The sequence below is a fragment of the Hydrogenobaculum acidophilum genome, assembly GCF_054656715.1.
Genome location: NZ_BAAHXP010000006.1, coordinates 59,013 through 75,755, shown reverse-complemented (window position 1 = coordinate 75,755; position 16,743 = coordinate 59,013). Strand labels below are relative to the sequence as shown.

Below are 16,743 nucleotides of genomic sequence, written 5' to 3'. Positions count from 1 at the left end.
CTTAGAACTTAAATTTGGACATCTCTTGTTTTAGCTCCTCCGCTACTTTAGCCAGCTGATTAAATGTTGCAAAAAGTTCCTCGGTTGCAGTAGATAATTTTTCAGAGAATTCTCGTATACTTATCATATTGTTTGCCAAAGAGTTTACAGTAGCATTTTGTTCTTCAACAGCTGTAGTTACAGATTCTGAAGACTCTTGCACTATAGTAGACATATGTTCAATTTCTTTATAATATTTATGAATATCTTTTATAGATGTAACAGTATTTTCTATTCCCTTTGTAATGTTGGTAATCATATCAGAGATATTTTTTGCAAAAGTACCTGTTTTTTCAGCAAGTTTCTTTACTTCGTCCGCCACCACGGCAAACCCTCTTCCAGCTTCACCAGCACGAGCCGCTTCTATAGCTGCGTTCAAAGCCAAAAGATTTGTTTGCTCGGTTATGTAAAGTATATTTTCGACAATAACGTTTATCTCTTGACTAATTTTTTCCATAAGCTCAGCAGAGGAAACAGTCTTTTCTAATTTTGTACTACCATCTTTTATTATATCAAAAAGCTTATTAACAACGTCTTTAGTATTTATCATATTAGAAGCTATAGACCCAGCAGTAGCCGATACTTCTTCCACAGAAGAGGCTATAGCGCTTATTTGTTCGTTAAGGTTTTTGTTTTCTTGAGCTATAGACCCCGTGGTAGCTGACAACTCCTCCACACTAGAACCTAACCTTATGGCTGTATCAGCTAGATTGTTGAGTAAAACCCTAAGAGAGTCAAGAGCTTTGTTTATGCTATTTTTTATCGTATCTAAATCGCCTTTTGCCTCAACTTTTATGTCTTCGCTAAAATCAAGATTAGCCATGTTCTCCACAACCTTTTTTATATCTTTCAAAACTTCATTTACCATTGATATACCGCTAAGCATAGTTTTAATAACTTCCGCTATCTCATCTTTGAAATTTATATCTGTAGAGGTTTGAAGATTACCGCTCTCTAAATCTTTTGAAGCTTTTAAAAGTATATCAAGTTCTTTCTTTATAATAATCCACAGATATACAAACAACGATAAGCTTATAAACACCAAAGATACTGATATTGCTATACTTTTTATCAGTGAATACTTTGCATCCTCGTAATTTGATATTATATCATCATATAGCGTATTCACTATAGAATCTGTTTCTTTTTTGGCCAAACTATGTGTTTTTTGATATGTAGATAAAAAACTTTGCAGTGGAACAGAAGATGGCCCATTGTTTATTATCCCTTGAATAGTGGGTAAGAATTTGTCTGTCATTATGTTGTAAAACGGCAAGAAATTACTATAATAAACTTTTTTATAACTTGAGTTATATCTATAAGCTATTTTATAGTATATATTTTTCAAATTGTTGAGCCTTAAGCTTGTATCCTTTGATATGGTTTGAAGCATCGTAATATCAGAAGGCTTCAGTTGATTGTCATAAAGCACCTGAGATGTTCTAGAAGATAGCCTTCCAAGATAATCTATCGCTGGTCCTTGCACTATGTATAAGCCTACAATAAGGTTTATTCGACCCATGTCCGGGTCTGCTATGAGAGCACCATTCTCAAAACAGTCTCTTACCAACAGCCTTCTATATACTATCTTAACAATGTTGTTGTAATTATCTTTAACTTCTTTTTTGGTATAAGAAAACGTTCTAACCCTCATATTGTCCCATGTTTTTTCTAAAAGCTCAAAATCTTTTGTAGAACCGATATCTTTGCCGTATTTTTCGTTTTCTATTTTGGCTATTTTCATATCCCTATCCACATTTTCTACAGCTTTTTCTAGGGCCGGTTTTACAGACACATTCCCTCCAGCCAACGACCGGCTATATATTCTAGCAGATTCTAAATCCATATAAAGCTTAAACAAAGGCTTTGATAACGATATTGCCTTCATTTCGCTAGACATCTGTTTCATATAACTTAAATTAGCTTCATAGCTACTATATGCGTAAAGTATCCCCAATGCGAAAGTTATTAAACCTAGCCCCAGCAGTTTCAATTTTAACGAAGTTTTTTCAACTAAAAACATAAAACCCTCATATGCATCCCTACCCTCCTCGTTCATATTATAACGTCGTTGTAGTAATACTAATTAAAACGGTTTGTTTGGTACCTTTTCCCAATCTTTTAGAAATTTCTCTATGCCTATATCTGTTAGAGGATGTTTAAAAAGTGATTCTAAGACACTAAAAGGGATAGTAGCTATATCTGCGCCAGCTTTAGCAGCCTCTAATACATGTATGGGATGTCTTATGCTAGCTGCTATTATTTCTGTTTCATAACCATAGTTGTCAAATATTGTCCTTATATCTCTTACAAGATTCATACCATCGGTAGATATATCGTCTAATCTTCCTATGAAAGGCGATACATAGCTTGCTCCAGCTTTTGCTGCAATGAGTGCTTGCATAGGACTAAAGATAAGCGTTACGTTTGTAGGGATACCCTCTTCTTCAAGTATGTTTACCGCTTTCATACCCTCTTTTGTCATTGGAATCTTCACCACCACATTGTCTCCTAGTTCTGCTAAAAACCTTCCTTCTTTTACCATACCTTCTGTATCCAAAGATACCGTCTCCAAACTTACTGGGCCGTCCACCAAACTAAGTATATCCTTTACTACATCCATGAAAGGCCTTCCGGTTTTGGCGGCTAGCGTTGGGTTTGTGGTAACACCATCCAATATACCCCAATCTATAGCCTGCTTTATCTCTTCTACGTTTGCTGTGTCTATAAAAAATTGCATAATCTTTACCTCCTCTTGGTATTTATTTTATTATAAACCAAAATTTTGATATAATGATTTGTAATGAATTCTATTTTAATAAAAAGTGCAAGACTTATAGAGCCGGACTTAAATATCGATAAAGTAGTTGATATACTTATAAAAGATGAGAAAATAGAAAAAATCTCAGAACATATTGACGAAAACATCTCAGATATCATAGATGCTAAAGGTCTTATAGCTTGCTCTTCTTTTGTAGATTTACACGCTCATTTAAGAGACCCAGGATTTACTTACAAAGAAGACCTTGGAAGTGGGATGAAAGCGGCCGTGTTTGGAGGGTTCACTACAATTGTCTGTATGCCAAACACTAATCCCCCTATAGACAACGAAAGCGTTATATCTTATATACTTTTAAAAGCTGAAAAAATAGGAATTTGTGATGTAAAAGTAAGCGCTTGTGTTACAAAAAACAGAGCTGGTAAAGAACTAACAGACTTTTACAAGCTTAAAAAAGCTGGGGCAGTATGTTTTACAGATGATGGAGCACCCGTACAAGACCAAAACATTATGTTAAAAGCCTTAGAAATAAGCGCTCTAGTGGACTCTTTTGTGGCTAACCATTGCGAAGACGATGCTTTTGTTAAAGAAGGAGCTTTTGATGAAGGTGCGTTTTCAAGCGTTTATGGACTACCATTTAGACCTTCTTATGCAGAAGAGGTGATGATTGCAAGAGATGCAACACTTTCTTACCACACTGGAGGGAGACTTCACATACAACACATTTCTTCTGCTTTGAGTATAGATATAATTAAATTTTTTAAAGAAAAGGGTGCAAACATCACCTGCGAGGTGAACCCAAACCATCTTGCTTTAAATAGTTTTGCGGCTTTTAAGAAAAAAACGCTTCTTAAAGTAAACCCACCCATAAGGGATTATAAAACCCAAGAGGCTCTTATCAACGCTTTAAAAGAAGGTGTGATAGACTGCATTGCTACAGACCACGCCCCTCACGCAAAGCATGAAAAAAAACATCCCATCAAAGGTGCTGCAGGTATGCTTGGTTTTCAAGTAGCTTTACCTATAATGATGAGCCTTGTAAAAGATGGTATTATGGATATTAAAAACCTAATAAAACTTATGTCAAAAAATCCTGCTAAAATAATTGGTTTTAACAATACAATAAAAGAAGGTGCTTTAGCAAACTTAGTTTTATGGCATCCAAATCACGAATGGGTTTTTGATGAAAATATAAACCCTTCTAAATCTTCAAATTCACCGTTTTTAAACAGCATACTTACCTCTAAGGTTTTTTACACTATATACAAAGGTAAAATAGTTTATAAATATTTAGGTTAATTTTCTGGAAGGGCTTACGGCTTTTATAGCTTTACCTATTATCCTTATTTCCTCGGTTTTTACTGTTTGACTTTTATAAAGCTCATTTTCTGGTAAAAGCCTTAAAAAACCGTTATTTAGTTTGTATATTCTTCTTATTAGAAGTCCGCCATCCTTGTCTGATATAACATATATCTTCCCATTTATTATATCTTTTGAGGCGGTATCCACAACCACATACTCTCCATCTTTTATAACGGGTTCCATTGAATCGCCTTTTACTTTTATAGCGTTTACGTATTTTGACGGTACTATATCGTTTATATATATGTAATCTTCTGCGTAAAATGGATTTCCGGCGCCGGCTTTTACATCTAATATTGGTATTGCAAAAAGTGTCTGAATATCTTTGTGCTCTTCTTGCTCTTCCAATAAATCTTTTGTGCTTATACCAAGAGCTTTTGATATTGCTTCTATAAGCTCTATACCAGGATTTAGTATTTTCCCAGACTCCAATTTATAAAGGTACTGTTCAAAAGATACTTCATCCTTTCCCATCATCTTAGCTAGTTCTCTTCTTGATATACCTTTAGATTCCCTTATATGCTTTAATTTTTGCCCTACATTCATATTACTATGTTAAGAAGCTTATCTTTTACAAATACAACTTTTCTTATTTCTTTACCATCAACATATTTTTTAATCTTTTCATCTAGCATGGCGATTTCTAAAGCCGTTTTTTCATCTGCCCCAGAAGGTATGCTTATAACACTCCTTACTTTTCCACTTATTTGCACTGGAATTTCTATACTATCTCTTATAAGTGCACTTTCGTCTAGCTCTGGCAACATTATCCTTTCGTTGTGCTCAATCATTTCTAAAAGCTCGCTTGCAAGATGTGGAGCCATCGGATATAGCAACTTTAAAAGTGTTAATACCCCTAATTTTAGCGTATATTTATCTTCTTCTGTTTTTGGTTTAAAATCACTCAAATAATTGAAAAGCTCCATCAAAGATGCTATCATCGTGTTAAATTGATACTTTTCTAAATCTTTTCGGTACCTTTGAATACATCTATTTATCTCATAATATAATTCTTTGGTTTTAGTTTGTTCTTTGTATTGAGCTTTTAATATCGATAAATTTGAAATCACAAAGTTGTAAAGTCTTCTCAAAAACCTGTGTATACCTTCTATAGAAGTTTCTATCCATTCAAAGTCTTGTTCTGGTGGGGCTGCAAAGAGTATATAGAGCCTTATGGTATCTGCACCATATTTTTCTATAGCTGTAGCTGGATCTACCGTATTAGCTTTTGATTTCGACATTTTGGCTGGTTCACCAAGCTTTGCTTCTATTTGACTTTCTAAATGTTCTTTACCTAGTTTTTCCAATAAAAATCTTACATTATCGCCAAAGCTTATTTTGTTCTCTTTAAGAAAATCTTTTATCTTCATAGCATCATATTATAAATTATTTAAGAAAATTTTCAAAGTCAAAAGATGGTTTACCAAGATAATACCCTTGTCCATAATCTATACCTATATTTTTTAATTCTATGAGAGTTTCCTCATCTTCTATAAATTCTGCTAGAGTTTTTGTATTGAGATGCTTTGCAGTTGTATTTATACCTTTTACTATAGCTTTATCTCTGTCGTTTTTTGTTAGGCTTTTAATAAAAGCCCCATCTATTTTTAATATTTCAGTTTTTATAAACTTAAGATACAAAAACGAAGAATAACCACTACCAAAATCATCTATAACAAAATGTATACCGTAATACTTTAGAAATTCCTCTATTTCTTCGAATTTTTCTAAACTAGAAAGAGATTCTCTTTCCGTTATCTCTATGTAGAGCCTATTTTGCATGCCGTATGTTTTTGCAATATTTACTATCTCTTGGAAAAATGCTTTATCCTTAAAGGCTTTTGCACTTATATTTACAAAAAGCGTAAAATCAACACCGTTTTTATTCTTTATACTTGAAATTCTTTCGCAGGCTTTTCTTATAGTGAGTAAATCTATTTTATTTATAAGCCCCAACTCCTCGGCCTCTTCTATAAACTGGTCTGGATATACAATGCTGTTGTTAAACCTTATTCTACAAAGAGACTCGAAACCAAACACATTGCCTGTTTGCAAATCAAAGATTGGTTGAAAAGCTGGTTCTATCAAGTTATCGTTTATAGCTTTATTTATAAGCTCATACTTCGATATGTATTGCTTGGTTTTATCTTTGTAAGAAGCTATAACTACGTTTGATTTACCAGTTCTTTTTGCTTGCCTTAGGGCTTCCTCCGCCAACAGTTTTACCTCTTCTTTAGAACAAGAAAAATCATCTTTTTCTTCAAAACACGTTGATATACCGACAGAAATACTTATATATATCTTTTGATTGTTTATTGTTATAGGTTGAGAGTTTAATTTTTCATTGAGACTTTCCATGATGACTTTTGCAGAGTGTACTTTTGTATCTTGAGCTATTATTCCAAATTCATCGCCACCTATCCTAGCTAATATATCTTGGTTTCTCGTGTTAGATTTTATTATATTTGCTAACTCTTTTATAACTATATCACCTATCTGATAACCATAGGCATCGTTTATATATTTAAAATTATCTATATCTATCAATATGTAGCTAAAAGAGTTTGGCATTCTTCTTGAGATTGATTTTTTTACTTCTTGTTCCAAAAACAAATCAAAGGTTTCTTTGTTATAAAATCCCGTCAATGGGTCTTTTGTAGCTACTTCTTCAAGATGTATGTGTAAAGAGTCTATATCTCTTAAGTATTTTCTTGTTACAAAAACACTAAACAAAGCTTGGTTTATAAATTTTAATATGTTTAACTCTGTTTCTGATATAAGGGCTTCATTTTTCCTAGCCAGAAGAAGCATGCAAGCTGTATCTTTATTATATATATAAGCGTTTATAGAGGTAGAATTTATAAATTTTAACCCTCTTTCTACGTAATATTTTGAGGCATAAGGATCATGTTCATAATCTATGTTTGCTGCATGCTCTTTTTCCATATAATGTTTTACAAATGGTGATAACCCCCCAAACATCTCCAAGTCAAAGGACGGCTTATCAAAATTTTCCAAAAATAAATCAGAGGCTGCAAGCATTTCAAGTTTATTATCTGTTTTATTGTAGATGATAAATTGTGACCCATCAGCATTTAATAGTTTATCTAAATCATTTAAAACATCAACCGTTAAATACTTTGGGTCTATGTTAGATGCTGTACCTTTATTGATATATGTTATTATATCGTATAACATACTAAGATATTCATTAATCTTCTCTTCTATTTCTACGCTATCCTTAAATATTTTAAGCAAATCTTTATTTATTATTTCAATATCTTTGACTATACTTTTTATCCTTTCATCATCAAAAAAATTTATTTCGTCTTTATATGCTACAAATACCCCAAACACTTGATTATTTTCTTTAAATAAAGGTATAGAAATCATAGATAAAAAATTTTTCTTTCTCAAAAGCTCGTAAACTGGCTCAAATCTGTTGTCTTTTAACATATCATTTGAATATTGAGGTTGCCCAGTTTTGATTGACATGCCAACCGGCGCATTACCATACGGTGAATCATCCCACCTTAATTTTACATATTTCAAATAATCTTCGTTTTCCTTAGATATTACAAGTGGAAACACCGTATAATCACTTTTCTTTAAGCCTATCCAGGTAAATACAAAATTATATTTTTTCTCGATGGCGTCTAAATGGAATTTTATATGTTTAAGAGCTTCTATCTTCATAGCAAACTAATTATAGACATATAACTATTATAAAATATTTTATAGTGTTCGCACAATTTATTTATTGATGTATTTTATGTTAAAACAATGGGGGATGCCCCCATTGCAAACGAATATAGAATTAAGGATTTTGATTTCCATAGTATTTGTAGAAGTGATACCACTGAGCTTTGTCCACAGGCCAACCCTTAAACCAATCTGATAAGTCAGGTATCACATCCACAATAGTGTACGTCACTGCCAACACTATAAACATAAGCCACATAATAATTACCATCAACGGTATCTTATTCCCTTGATATCCACCTACCTTATAATCTGGCTCTGCAGGTGTTAAATATCTTTTCTTAACATCAGCCATAATTACACCTCCGTATGCTCAATCCTATCGTATCTTTTGTCCATGTCTATCATATCAAACTTAGAGGCTTCTATGTTGTTAAACTCACCTCTTAAGAAAGCCCACATAAAGAAAGAAGCAAAAGTTAACATACCAAACAAATAGGTAGTAGTTATAACTATAAACACAGAGTGGGCGTCATCGCTGGCAGAAGTTCCTACTATGGCCCAACTTATGAGCCTATAGGAAAATGGAATGCCAGCCATAAGCACTACCGCAATAACCATTGTAATCAAAAATATCTTTCTACCCTTGCTCATTTTGAAGCTCCTGAAGATGCCGGCGTAGGAGATTTTGCATTAGAGCCATTGGAAGAAGTAGAATTAGAAGAGTTTGAAGAACTATTGCTTGCATTAGAAGAGTTTGAACTTGGAGTTGTAGTAGCCATAGCAGCCTGCATAGCTTGTGGGTTTTGTTGCTCTTCTTGCACTTCTTTACGCCACTCATCAAAAAATCTTGGTCTAAACCAACTACCTAACCATTCAAGATAGGTTATTACAGCCAAACCATATTTAGTAGGCTCTGGGTTTAGCGAAGCATAAGCATCGTTAGGGTTTACAGGTGTTAAAACAGGCTTTCCATCTTTCAAGTCCACAAACTTAGCAAACCTTGGCATTATAGAGCCAGGGACTGTATATTGTGGATTGACGAAGTGTGCCAAATGCCATTCTACGCCCTTCTTACCAGCTTCTCTTATAAGGTCTGGACCTTTTCTTTCGGTACCAAAGAGGTGAGGCAAAAATAGTGTATTGTCATATTCGCTAGGCACTGATACGTGACCATAGTAAGCCGGCTCGTTAGATACCGGTCTTACAAATTGAGAATGGCATTGCCAACATCCTTCTGCCATATATATCCATCTTCCGTCACTTATAGCCTGAGCTACTCCTTTTATGATTTGTTTTTGCACTGCTGGAGGAGCCGTATAGAAATATTGGTCTGGAACGTTGTAATATTTTTTCCACAAGTTAGGGTACATAGCTAAAAGCTGAATAATCTCTGGAAACTGTCTTTTATAAAAGCCTTCAGCTACCACTTGGTCTTTGGTTTTCATTTTACTGGTACCACCAAGCACAATTATAGGTAAAACACCTTGTATAAAGGTGCCAGTTACAAAAAACCCTATACCAGCTAAAAAGAATATAAAAGCCCACCTTTCGTGTATCGCTCTTCCACCGGATGCCATAGTTTATTTCCTCCTTTAAGCTGTTGCCACTTTTGTAGAGGCTTGATATGCCCTTCCTACAGACATTGTCTTTAATATGTTGTAGAAGTAAGCTATATAACCTATGAATATAAATATACCTGATGCTGTACGTACCCACCAGAAAGGCTTACCGAGATTAACAGAATCTATGAAAGGTACTTGAGCGATCCAAGCAAAACCTTCTGCTATGCCTGCTACTCCTAAATCTACAAACATTACCTCAATCCCTATCAACATAAACCAGAAAGCTGTTTCTGATAGGGGTCTTGAATATGTGTATTTTAAACCGTACATTCTTGGTACTATGTGTTCATACATTCCTAAAAGCCAGAAACCAAACGTACCAAACATTATAAGGTGCGCGTGACCTGTTACCCAGTCTGTAAAGTGTATAACCTTTTGAGTAGTTAATAGCACCTGTATAGAACATTGGAAACAAGTTATCCAATAGTTTATCATACCTACATAAAACCATCTTAAAGGCATATCTTCCTTCATGGCACCATAAGAACCTCTTAAGGTCATCATGAAGTTAACAAGCACCGTAGTAACCACTATTTCTATAGCTATTGTGGCAAATACAGCAGCATATTGAGCAAACATCGGTATCGGAGACCATAAATAGTGGTGAACACCTTGAGCAGGATAGAAGAAAGCCAATCCCCAAAAACCTAAAAGTCCTAAACCATGAGACCATATTGGTTTTTGAAGAACCCTAGGTACAAAATAGTACATCAAACCCCACCCCATAGGTGTAACATATAAACCGACGAGGTCATGTATAAAAGTACCGTTAAGAGCTGCTCCTGCTGCACCAGGATAGAAAAACACACTTGGATAATTACCCAGCACATACACCATTGGAGTCCATACAAGACCTGCTGTTATATACCATAAACCAGTATACAAAGGTTTTTCTTTTGAGGCTTTTATTATTGGCACTAAAAATTGAGGTATTACCACAAAGAGCCATAGTGTAATAGGTACATCCATTATAAATGGCGTTTCAGACCATTCCACAGATTGAGGGCCTATCCATCTTGTTAACTCTGGTCCTCCTAGCATTGTGCCACCAAAGAAAAGAAGAGATATTACAGTACCTATACCAGCTACTTGAAGAGCCGCCCAAAGAAGCCATCCATAAGCTCTGTTCCACACTGGATGTCCTGTCATACGTGGTACTGCCCAATATAAAGCGCCAGTTATGCAGTTAGCTAAAAATCCATATGCAGCGACATTTGTATGATTAAATCTTAACCTTACCGGTGACATATATGGGTCCACTATGTGAATATTTAGAAATGTCAAAGAATAAGTAAGCCCAAATATCATCACAAGCAACAAATCTATAAGACCCATTAACATATGAGCCTTCACCAAATCTGTATAAACAAGCTCTTGTTGCTGCTTCATTTTTATCCTCCTTACTTTTGGGTTTTACCCATTAAAAATAGTACGTAAGAAACAAGATTCCATCTATCGTTGCTAGACAACGATGAAAACGATGGCATACCACCTGTAGTACCAGCTAACACACCCATAGTTATGGTTTTATATATCTCATTCACATCATATACACCGGGTAATATACCAAGAGTTAGGTTTGCTGGTCTTTCAAGCGGTCTTTCTACACACTTATTACCATCCCATTTTTGACATTCTGCAGAAGGGTCATGTATAGAAAGAGCAGCTGGACCATCGCCTTGGCCATTTATACCATGACATGCTGCACAGTTTTGCTCAAACAATACTTTGCCTTTTGCTATAGAGTCTGGAGTGCCCAAAAACGGAGGAGGTTTTAGTGCTTCCCAATTCTCTGGAGGAGGTTGAGACTCTGCTTTTAGTTTACTCCAATCCGGACAAAATGTCTTGATGTACTCTATTACATCCATGAGTTCTTGGTCACTATAATGTGGAAACGCGGGCATAGCTGTTGAAGGAACACCATTTTTAAGAACTCTTAGAAGATCTGCATTCGTAGGAAGCGATGTACCTGGAGTGCTCTTGAATTTGTAAAGACATGTGGTGAAATCCCTTGGTTTGACGCGAAAGAACTGAGCGGCTGGACCATCACCCTTACCATTAAGCCCGTGGCAGCCACTACATCTTTGGTCATAAATTTGTTTTCCTATTCTTATCATCTCAGCCCTACTATTAATCGGATAGCTTTCTACCCTAGCCTGAGATGATTTAGGATTAATATACATTATAAAAGCTGCAAAACCCACAGATATAGCAGCTGCCGCTACTAACCCAAACCATTTGCCTGACTTTTTGTCAGGACTTTCACGATTCTTAGATCGCTCTTTGTCCATTCCTATCCTCCTTTAGGATAAAACCTATCTAAGAACCTATTGTAATATCACTATTATTTCATTTCAATGACTTAATATCATTATAATGTTGTAAGTAAACGATTACATAATAAATTTTCTTGCACAAACATAGCTATATATTGATTAACTTATAAATACTTCGTATTTTATCAACTATAGAAGGCGAGTTTATATTATTCAATACTTCTACTGGAATTCGTTTTTTAACATTATTCAAAGCAACTTCTAAATATCCGATTTTTTTATAAGCTTTCATGGGAAGTTTAATATGTTTACAAACAGATATTGAAAACCTAATTTTAAGACCAGGATATCCTGTCATGACTAAGGTTTTTGTAGCGATCAATTTTACTTGCTTATCACCTATTCTTAGAAAACCTATTTTTTCACCCTTTTTAACAACGTCTTCTTTAAAAAGTTCACCAAAAAGTTGCTTTACTATGTATTTAGCATCCTTTAATGCATCCATAAGAGGGCTTCTACCATTTACCCCAAGCAAAACCCCAAGTATATGGATGTTATGTTTTACTGCGTAAAAGATGAAATTGCCTAAAGCCCTAGAAGATGTGCCAGTTTTTATACCCTGTATTCCATCTGCACCTAAATCATAATTTACATTGTAAACAACTCCCTCTTTTGGAATAAATGTCTGAGGCATAGCTACAATATGCCTGAAGGTTTTTATTTTCATCACTTTCTTGGCCAATATAAATTGATCCAAAGCGTTGCTTATGTTTCCAGGTTTTGCCCCAGCTGGGCCCACGTAATGGGTGCTTTTCAGATTTAGAGAATAAGCTGTTTCATTCATTTCCTTAACAAAAGTTTTTACATTACCGCTATCCCACTTCGCTATTATATAAGAAAAATTATTTGCAGAAGGAATCAACATCCCCTCCAAAAGCTTTCTCTCGCTTAAACTTTCACCATTAAATACCTTCGCTACAGACTGTCCTTCATTTTTAAATCTTTTATACTCTAATACATCATCACGTGTAATTTTTACTTTTGGACCATTTTCTCCTTCTTTTAACGGATGAGCTTTTAATACAACATAAGCAGTCATTATTTTTGTTAAACTAGCTAAAGGCCATTCTTTGTTAGCATGATGTTTTATTAATATTCCATCGTTAACTGTACCTATAGCGTATATTTTATCGTTTTTAGGAATCTCTAGATTTAATTTACCAGGTATACTTATATTTTTTATTGTTAACACAATTTTAGGCTTATCGCTTGGTTTTAAAAGCCAGAAAACAACCAAAAACAATATTACCAACACTCCTATCAACGCCAATCTTCTTTTAAATTTTTTCCACTTTATACTATTATCTATACTCTTCATAATGGCGATTCCAAGCTTTTATTGATATCGTAACGATATCTATTTCCAAAAAAGTAATATACTATAGCATCGTACATTGCCTTCGCAAATTTCCATTGATACCGTGAATTTGTCAGCCTTCTTACATCTTCTTTATTTGTTAAGAATCCAGTTTCCACAAGCACAGAAGGTATACCAGGTGTTCTTAATACCACAAAATTTCTTCTATGAATATTATGTAATGTTACATGTCTATCTAGCTCTTTATTTAAGAAAAATGCTAAATCTTTTGCAAATATATAACTTTGATTCTTTGTTATATTTAAAGCCATCTTAGCCAGTACCTTTCTAGCAGATAAGCTATTTACATCCAATGCGCTTCCAAATACTGTTCTATCAAAACTTACGTTTTTAACAAGTTCGTTGTATTTTCTATTTATACCGGCTGAAGACAAATAATATATATTTGTTCCATGCGGCCATTCTATATGATCTGGAGCTATGTTGCAATGTATACTTATAAATAAATTCGCTCTATTTTTTATAGCAATCATCGCTCTTTCTTGAAGAGGTACGAATACATCTTTATCCCTTGTCATAATAACTTTGAATCTAGGATCATGTCTTAAAAAATAATCAAGCTTTTTACCTATAGCCAAAACTACATTTTTTTCTTCCACACCGTAAAGCCCTATGCCACCAGGGTCTTTTCCACCGTGCCCTGGGTCTATAACTACTACCTTTTTACCAAATGGTCTACTATATAGAAATGCAGGAATATAAGAAACTTTTACTTGGCTTTTGACATGCATCTTAAAATGCTGTTTAACTTTTGGTTTATATATATCTATTACAAGCCTCTCTGGATTATATAGTTTAAAATAATATACTTTAGAAGGTATAAACGGCAGCCTATAAAAAACTTTTAGTTTTGAGATTTTAATTATAAGAAGTTTTCCCAGATTTTTTACATTAAACCTGTGTATATTTCTTACGTCAAATACATATCTTATTTTATTTGGATAATAGCCTTTTCTTATGTCTAGAATCGATGCCCTCGATATGCCAACAGCTAAAAGCAAAACTACAAAAAGCACTCTTCTCATCTTATAGATTTTAAAATATAAGTATAAATTTAAGATAAAGGTTTTATGTAAAAGCTATGATTTTGCAAATTGCAAACTATTTTATACGTCTCCGGGCGGAGTCGAACCGCCGGCCTCGAGATTAGGAATCTCGCGCTCTATCCTACTGAGCTACGGAGACTAAAAATCAAATATTAAAACTGTTAAACAGCTAAATAAACCGTAAAAAGCAAATATATAACCTCAAATTAAATAAAGTTTTATTATATCACATTTTCATTGGATAAGGTATAAACTTCTTTAACCATCTATCATGATAATTATATTTTAAAATCAACTCTAATTTCACTTGACTTTCTAAAAATTATATGTTAAAATCATAACAAAAGGAGGATAGAGAATGGTGAAAAAGCTCCTACTTGGCTTAGCTGTATTTTCCGGCGCTGTTTATGCGCAAGACTTATCCCAAGTGTTTTTGTTAAAACCCCTAAAAGTGTTTGGTCATCCCAAAGGTTTTGAGGCTTTTAAAAGCAAAGAAATCCTTGAAAGGAATGATGCCGTAGATTTAGCGCAAAGTTTAAACAATCAACTTGGTATTTTTAACTATTCAAAAGGTGTGATAGCAAACGACATAGTGTTAAATGGGTTAAACAGGGACAATATAAACGTGCTTATAGACGGAGCGAGGATATACGGAGCTTGTCCTGCGAGGATGGATGTGCCAGCTTTTCACATACCTCTTAACTTTATCCAAGGGGTTAAAATCGTGTATGGACCTTACAACGTGTCCCATCAAGGGTCTATGGGTGGGCTCGTGGATGTGAAAACCATATATCCAAAGCTCGGCATTCACGGCAATGTTTCTTTTAATGCAAATTCTTACGGATTTTTAAATCCAAACGCGGAGTTTTCTTTCAACAATGGAAAGTTTTACTTTGTGGGCGGATACTCCTTTAAAACCGCAGAACCCTACAAAGACGCCCACGGAGTCAAGATAACAGATTATCTGAAAAACGAGTATAAATCTACACCTACTCACGATTTCAACATAAACTCTTACTTTGCAAAGTTTGGCTTTACCCCTACCACCGATACAGATATAGGCATATCTTACATAAAACAATCCGCCAACAACGTGCTGTATCCATTCCTTAGTATGGACGCTATATACGATAGGTCAAATATTGTTAATTTTCACATAGATAAGGATGATATTTCACAAGATATTAAAAACCTAAAACTTAGAGCCTATTATGCTGATGTGTATCATCTTATGACAAACCAGTTTAGGCAATCCCCTATGTACATGGCTACTTATGCCAGAACCAAAACTTATGGAAGCTCTCTGTCCTCAGATATATTTGGCACCACCTTTGGTATAGATGTTTATAGAAGGGATTGGTATGCGGTAAATCAAACCCCTATGCGTATGACCCCACCTTATATTATCCCAGATGTTTTTATCACAAACATAGGAGCTTATACCAAAAGAGATTTTCATATTACTAAAAGCCTAAAACTAAAAGCAGGATTAAGACTTGACAACACCAAATCCTCCCCAGATAACTCTTTGATAGCTAAAAATTTTATGGCTTATCCAAACGCATTCATCAAACTTTACGGAGTAAACCCCTCTGACAAAACCGACACATATCTAAGCGGATATGTAAAGCTTGAAGAAGACCTAAATCAAAACAACACCGCCTACATAGGTTTTGGTCATGTAGTAAGAGTACCAGACCCAGAAGAAAGGTATATATATCTATTCAACATGGGTTCTATGGGTAAGCCAAACTCCCTTTGGATAGGAAACCCAGACTTAAAACCCGCTCAAAACAACGAGTTTGATATAGGTTTAAATTCAAGCTACGATAAGTTTAGGTTTAGTCTCGATGCTTTTTATAGGTATATAACAGATTATATCACCATAACCCAGTTTAACGCCAAAGTTATGAACAAGCCCTATGTGATAAACGAGTATTGGAACACCACCGCTTTTATGAACGGCGTAAACATAGGAGCCACTTACTTTATAACAGACACTCTAAGTGTTAATTCAAAAACATCCTATGTGCGGGGCTATCAAATCACAAATGCCTCAAAACATATCACCAGTCCAAACCTACCAGACATCCCGCCTTTAAGAGAAGTGCTTTCTTTAAGATACGACAACCACGTATATTTTGGAGAAATCCAAACCATCCTCGCATCCACCCAAAACAACGTAAACTCTGACTTAAAAGAGCAAAAAGTACCAGGATATGCTCTTGTTAACCTAAAAGCCGGTTTTAACTACAAAAACTTTACATTCACAGCGGGGGGTGACAACGCTCTAAACCAAGAGTATTACTCTTACAACGATTACTACTCAAATCCATTTAACCAAGGTATAAAACTTCCAGAACCCGGCAGGACATTTTATACAAACATCTCTTATAGTTTTTAAGCTTTTGTCCATTCCTATTCTCTTAAGGGAGGCTTTGTCCTCCTTTTTTATATTTTAAATCATTTTTAATAA

Annotated in this window: 14 protein-coding genes and 1 tRNA gene; 2 read left to right on the top strand and 13 right to left on the bottom strand. The window is 34.7% G+C overall.

The genetic code is table 11. From position 1 onward, the window contains the following. Position 1 precedes the first annotated feature (1 nt). Together ACYQZV_RS04755 and fsa are read right to left on the bottom strand one after the other, a co-directional pair. Complete coding sequence (locus ACYQZV_RS04755) at positions 2–2,062, bottom strand: methyl-accepting chemotaxis protein (RefSeq protein WP_459893752.1); 2,061 nt, start codon at positions 2,060–2,062, stop codon at positions 2–4. A 63-nt stretch (positions 2,063–2,125) separates the two neighbouring features. Beyond that, positions 2,126–2,779: a fructose-6-phosphate aldolase gene (gene fsa, locus ACYQZV_RS04750; RefSeq protein WP_459893750.1), complete on the bottom strand. Its 654-nt coding sequence runs from the start codon at positions 2,777–2,779 to the stop codon at positions 2,126–2,128. A gap of 63 nt (positions 2,780–2,842) precedes the next feature. Here fsa and ACYQZV_RS04745 point away from each other — a divergent pair, with 63 nt between their 5' ends. Then, positions 2,843–4,117, top strand: coding sequence for a dihydroorotase (locus ACYQZV_RS04745; RefSeq protein WP_459893748.1), 1,275 nt, complete (start codon positions 2,843–2,845; stop codon positions 4,115–4,117). Here ACYQZV_RS04745 and ACYQZV_RS04740 read toward each other — a convergent pair. From ACYQZV_RS04740 to ACYQZV_RS04690, 11 genes are all read right to left on the bottom strand, one after another. Next, positions 4,109–4,726, bottom strand: a complete 618-nt coding sequence (locus ACYQZV_RS04740; RefSeq protein ID WP_459893746.1) for an XRE family transcriptional regulator — start codon at positions 4,724–4,726, stop codon at positions 4,109–4,111. The genes ACYQZV_RS04745 and ACYQZV_RS04740 overlap by 9 nt on opposite strands. After that, the gene (locus tag ACYQZV_RS04735) at positions 4,723–5,550 is read right to left on the bottom strand and encodes a class I tRNA ligase family protein (protein WP_459893744.1); all 828 of its coding nucleotides are present in this window, start codon (positions 5,548–5,550) and stop codon (positions 4,723–4,725) included. Before ACYQZV_RS04735 ends, ACYQZV_RS04740 begins: the two co-directional genes overlap by 4 nt. A 16-nt stretch (positions 5,551–5,566) precedes the next feature. Beyond that, positions 5,567–7,876, bottom strand: coding sequence for a sensor domain-containing phosphodiesterase (locus ACYQZV_RS04730; protein WP_459893742.1), 2,310 nt, complete (start codon positions 7,874–7,876; stop codon positions 5,567–5,569). A 121-nt stretch (positions 7,877–7,997) separates the two neighbouring features. Beyond that, complete coding sequence (locus tag ACYQZV_RS04725) at positions 7,998–8,237, bottom strand: hypothetical protein (protein ID WP_459893740.1); 240 nt, start codon at positions 8,235–8,237, stop codon at positions 7,998–8,000. Positions 8,238–8,239: 2 nt separating this feature from the next. Further along, complete coding sequence (locus ACYQZV_RS04720; RefSeq protein ID WP_459893739.1) at positions 8,240–8,536, bottom strand: hypothetical protein; 297 nt, start codon at positions 8,534–8,536, stop codon at positions 8,240–8,242. Further along, on the bottom strand, positions 8,533–9,462 hold the full coding sequence (locus ACYQZV_RS04715; RefSeq protein WP_459893737.1) for a cbb3-type cytochrome c oxidase subunit II: 930 nt from the start codon (positions 9,460–9,462) through the stop codon (positions 8,533–8,535). Before ACYQZV_RS04715 ends, ACYQZV_RS04720 begins: the two co-directional genes overlap by 4 nt. A gap of 15 nt (positions 9,463–9,477) precedes the next feature. Further along, positions 9,478–10,896 carry a cbb3-type cytochrome c oxidase subunit I gene (locus tag ACYQZV_RS04710; RefSeq protein ID WP_459893735.1) on the bottom strand — a complete coding sequence of 473 codons (1,419 nt, stop codon included), beginning with the start codon at positions 10,894–10,896 and terminating at the stop codon, positions 9,478–9,480. Positions 10,897–10,907: 11 nt separating this feature from the next. Further along, positions 10,908–11,798, bottom strand: coding sequence for a c-type cytochrome (locus ACYQZV_RS04705; RefSeq protein ID WP_459893733.1), 891 nt, complete (start codon positions 11,796–11,798; stop codon positions 10,908–10,910). A gap of 133 nt (positions 11,799–11,931) precedes the next feature. After that, on the bottom strand, positions 11,932–13,161 hold the full coding sequence (locus ACYQZV_RS04700) for a D-alanyl-D-alanine carboxypeptidase family protein (RefSeq protein WP_459893731.1): 1,230 nt from the start codon (positions 13,159–13,161) through the stop codon (positions 11,932–11,934). Next, complete coding sequence (locus tag ACYQZV_RS04695) at positions 13,158–14,246, bottom strand: N-acetylmuramoyl-L-alanine amidase family protein (protein WP_459893729.1); 1,089 nt, start codon at positions 14,244–14,246, stop codon at positions 13,158–13,160. The genes ACYQZV_RS04700 and ACYQZV_RS04695 overlap by 4 nt, the downstream gene beginning before the upstream one ends. Positions 14,247–14,332: 86 nt before the next feature. Further along, a tRNA-Arg gene (locus tag ACYQZV_RS04690) sits at positions 14,333–14,406 on the bottom strand. A gap of 219 nt (positions 14,407–14,625) precedes the next feature. On the opposite strand from ACYQZV_RS04690, the gene ACYQZV_RS04685 reads away from it, so the two are divergent. Continuing rightward, on the top strand, positions 14,626–16,671 hold the full coding sequence (locus tag ACYQZV_RS04685; protein WP_459893727.1) for a TonB-dependent receptor: 2,046 nt from the start codon (positions 14,626–14,628) through the stop codon (positions 16,669–16,671). The last annotated feature ends 72 nt before the right edge of the window (positions 16,672–16,743 follow it).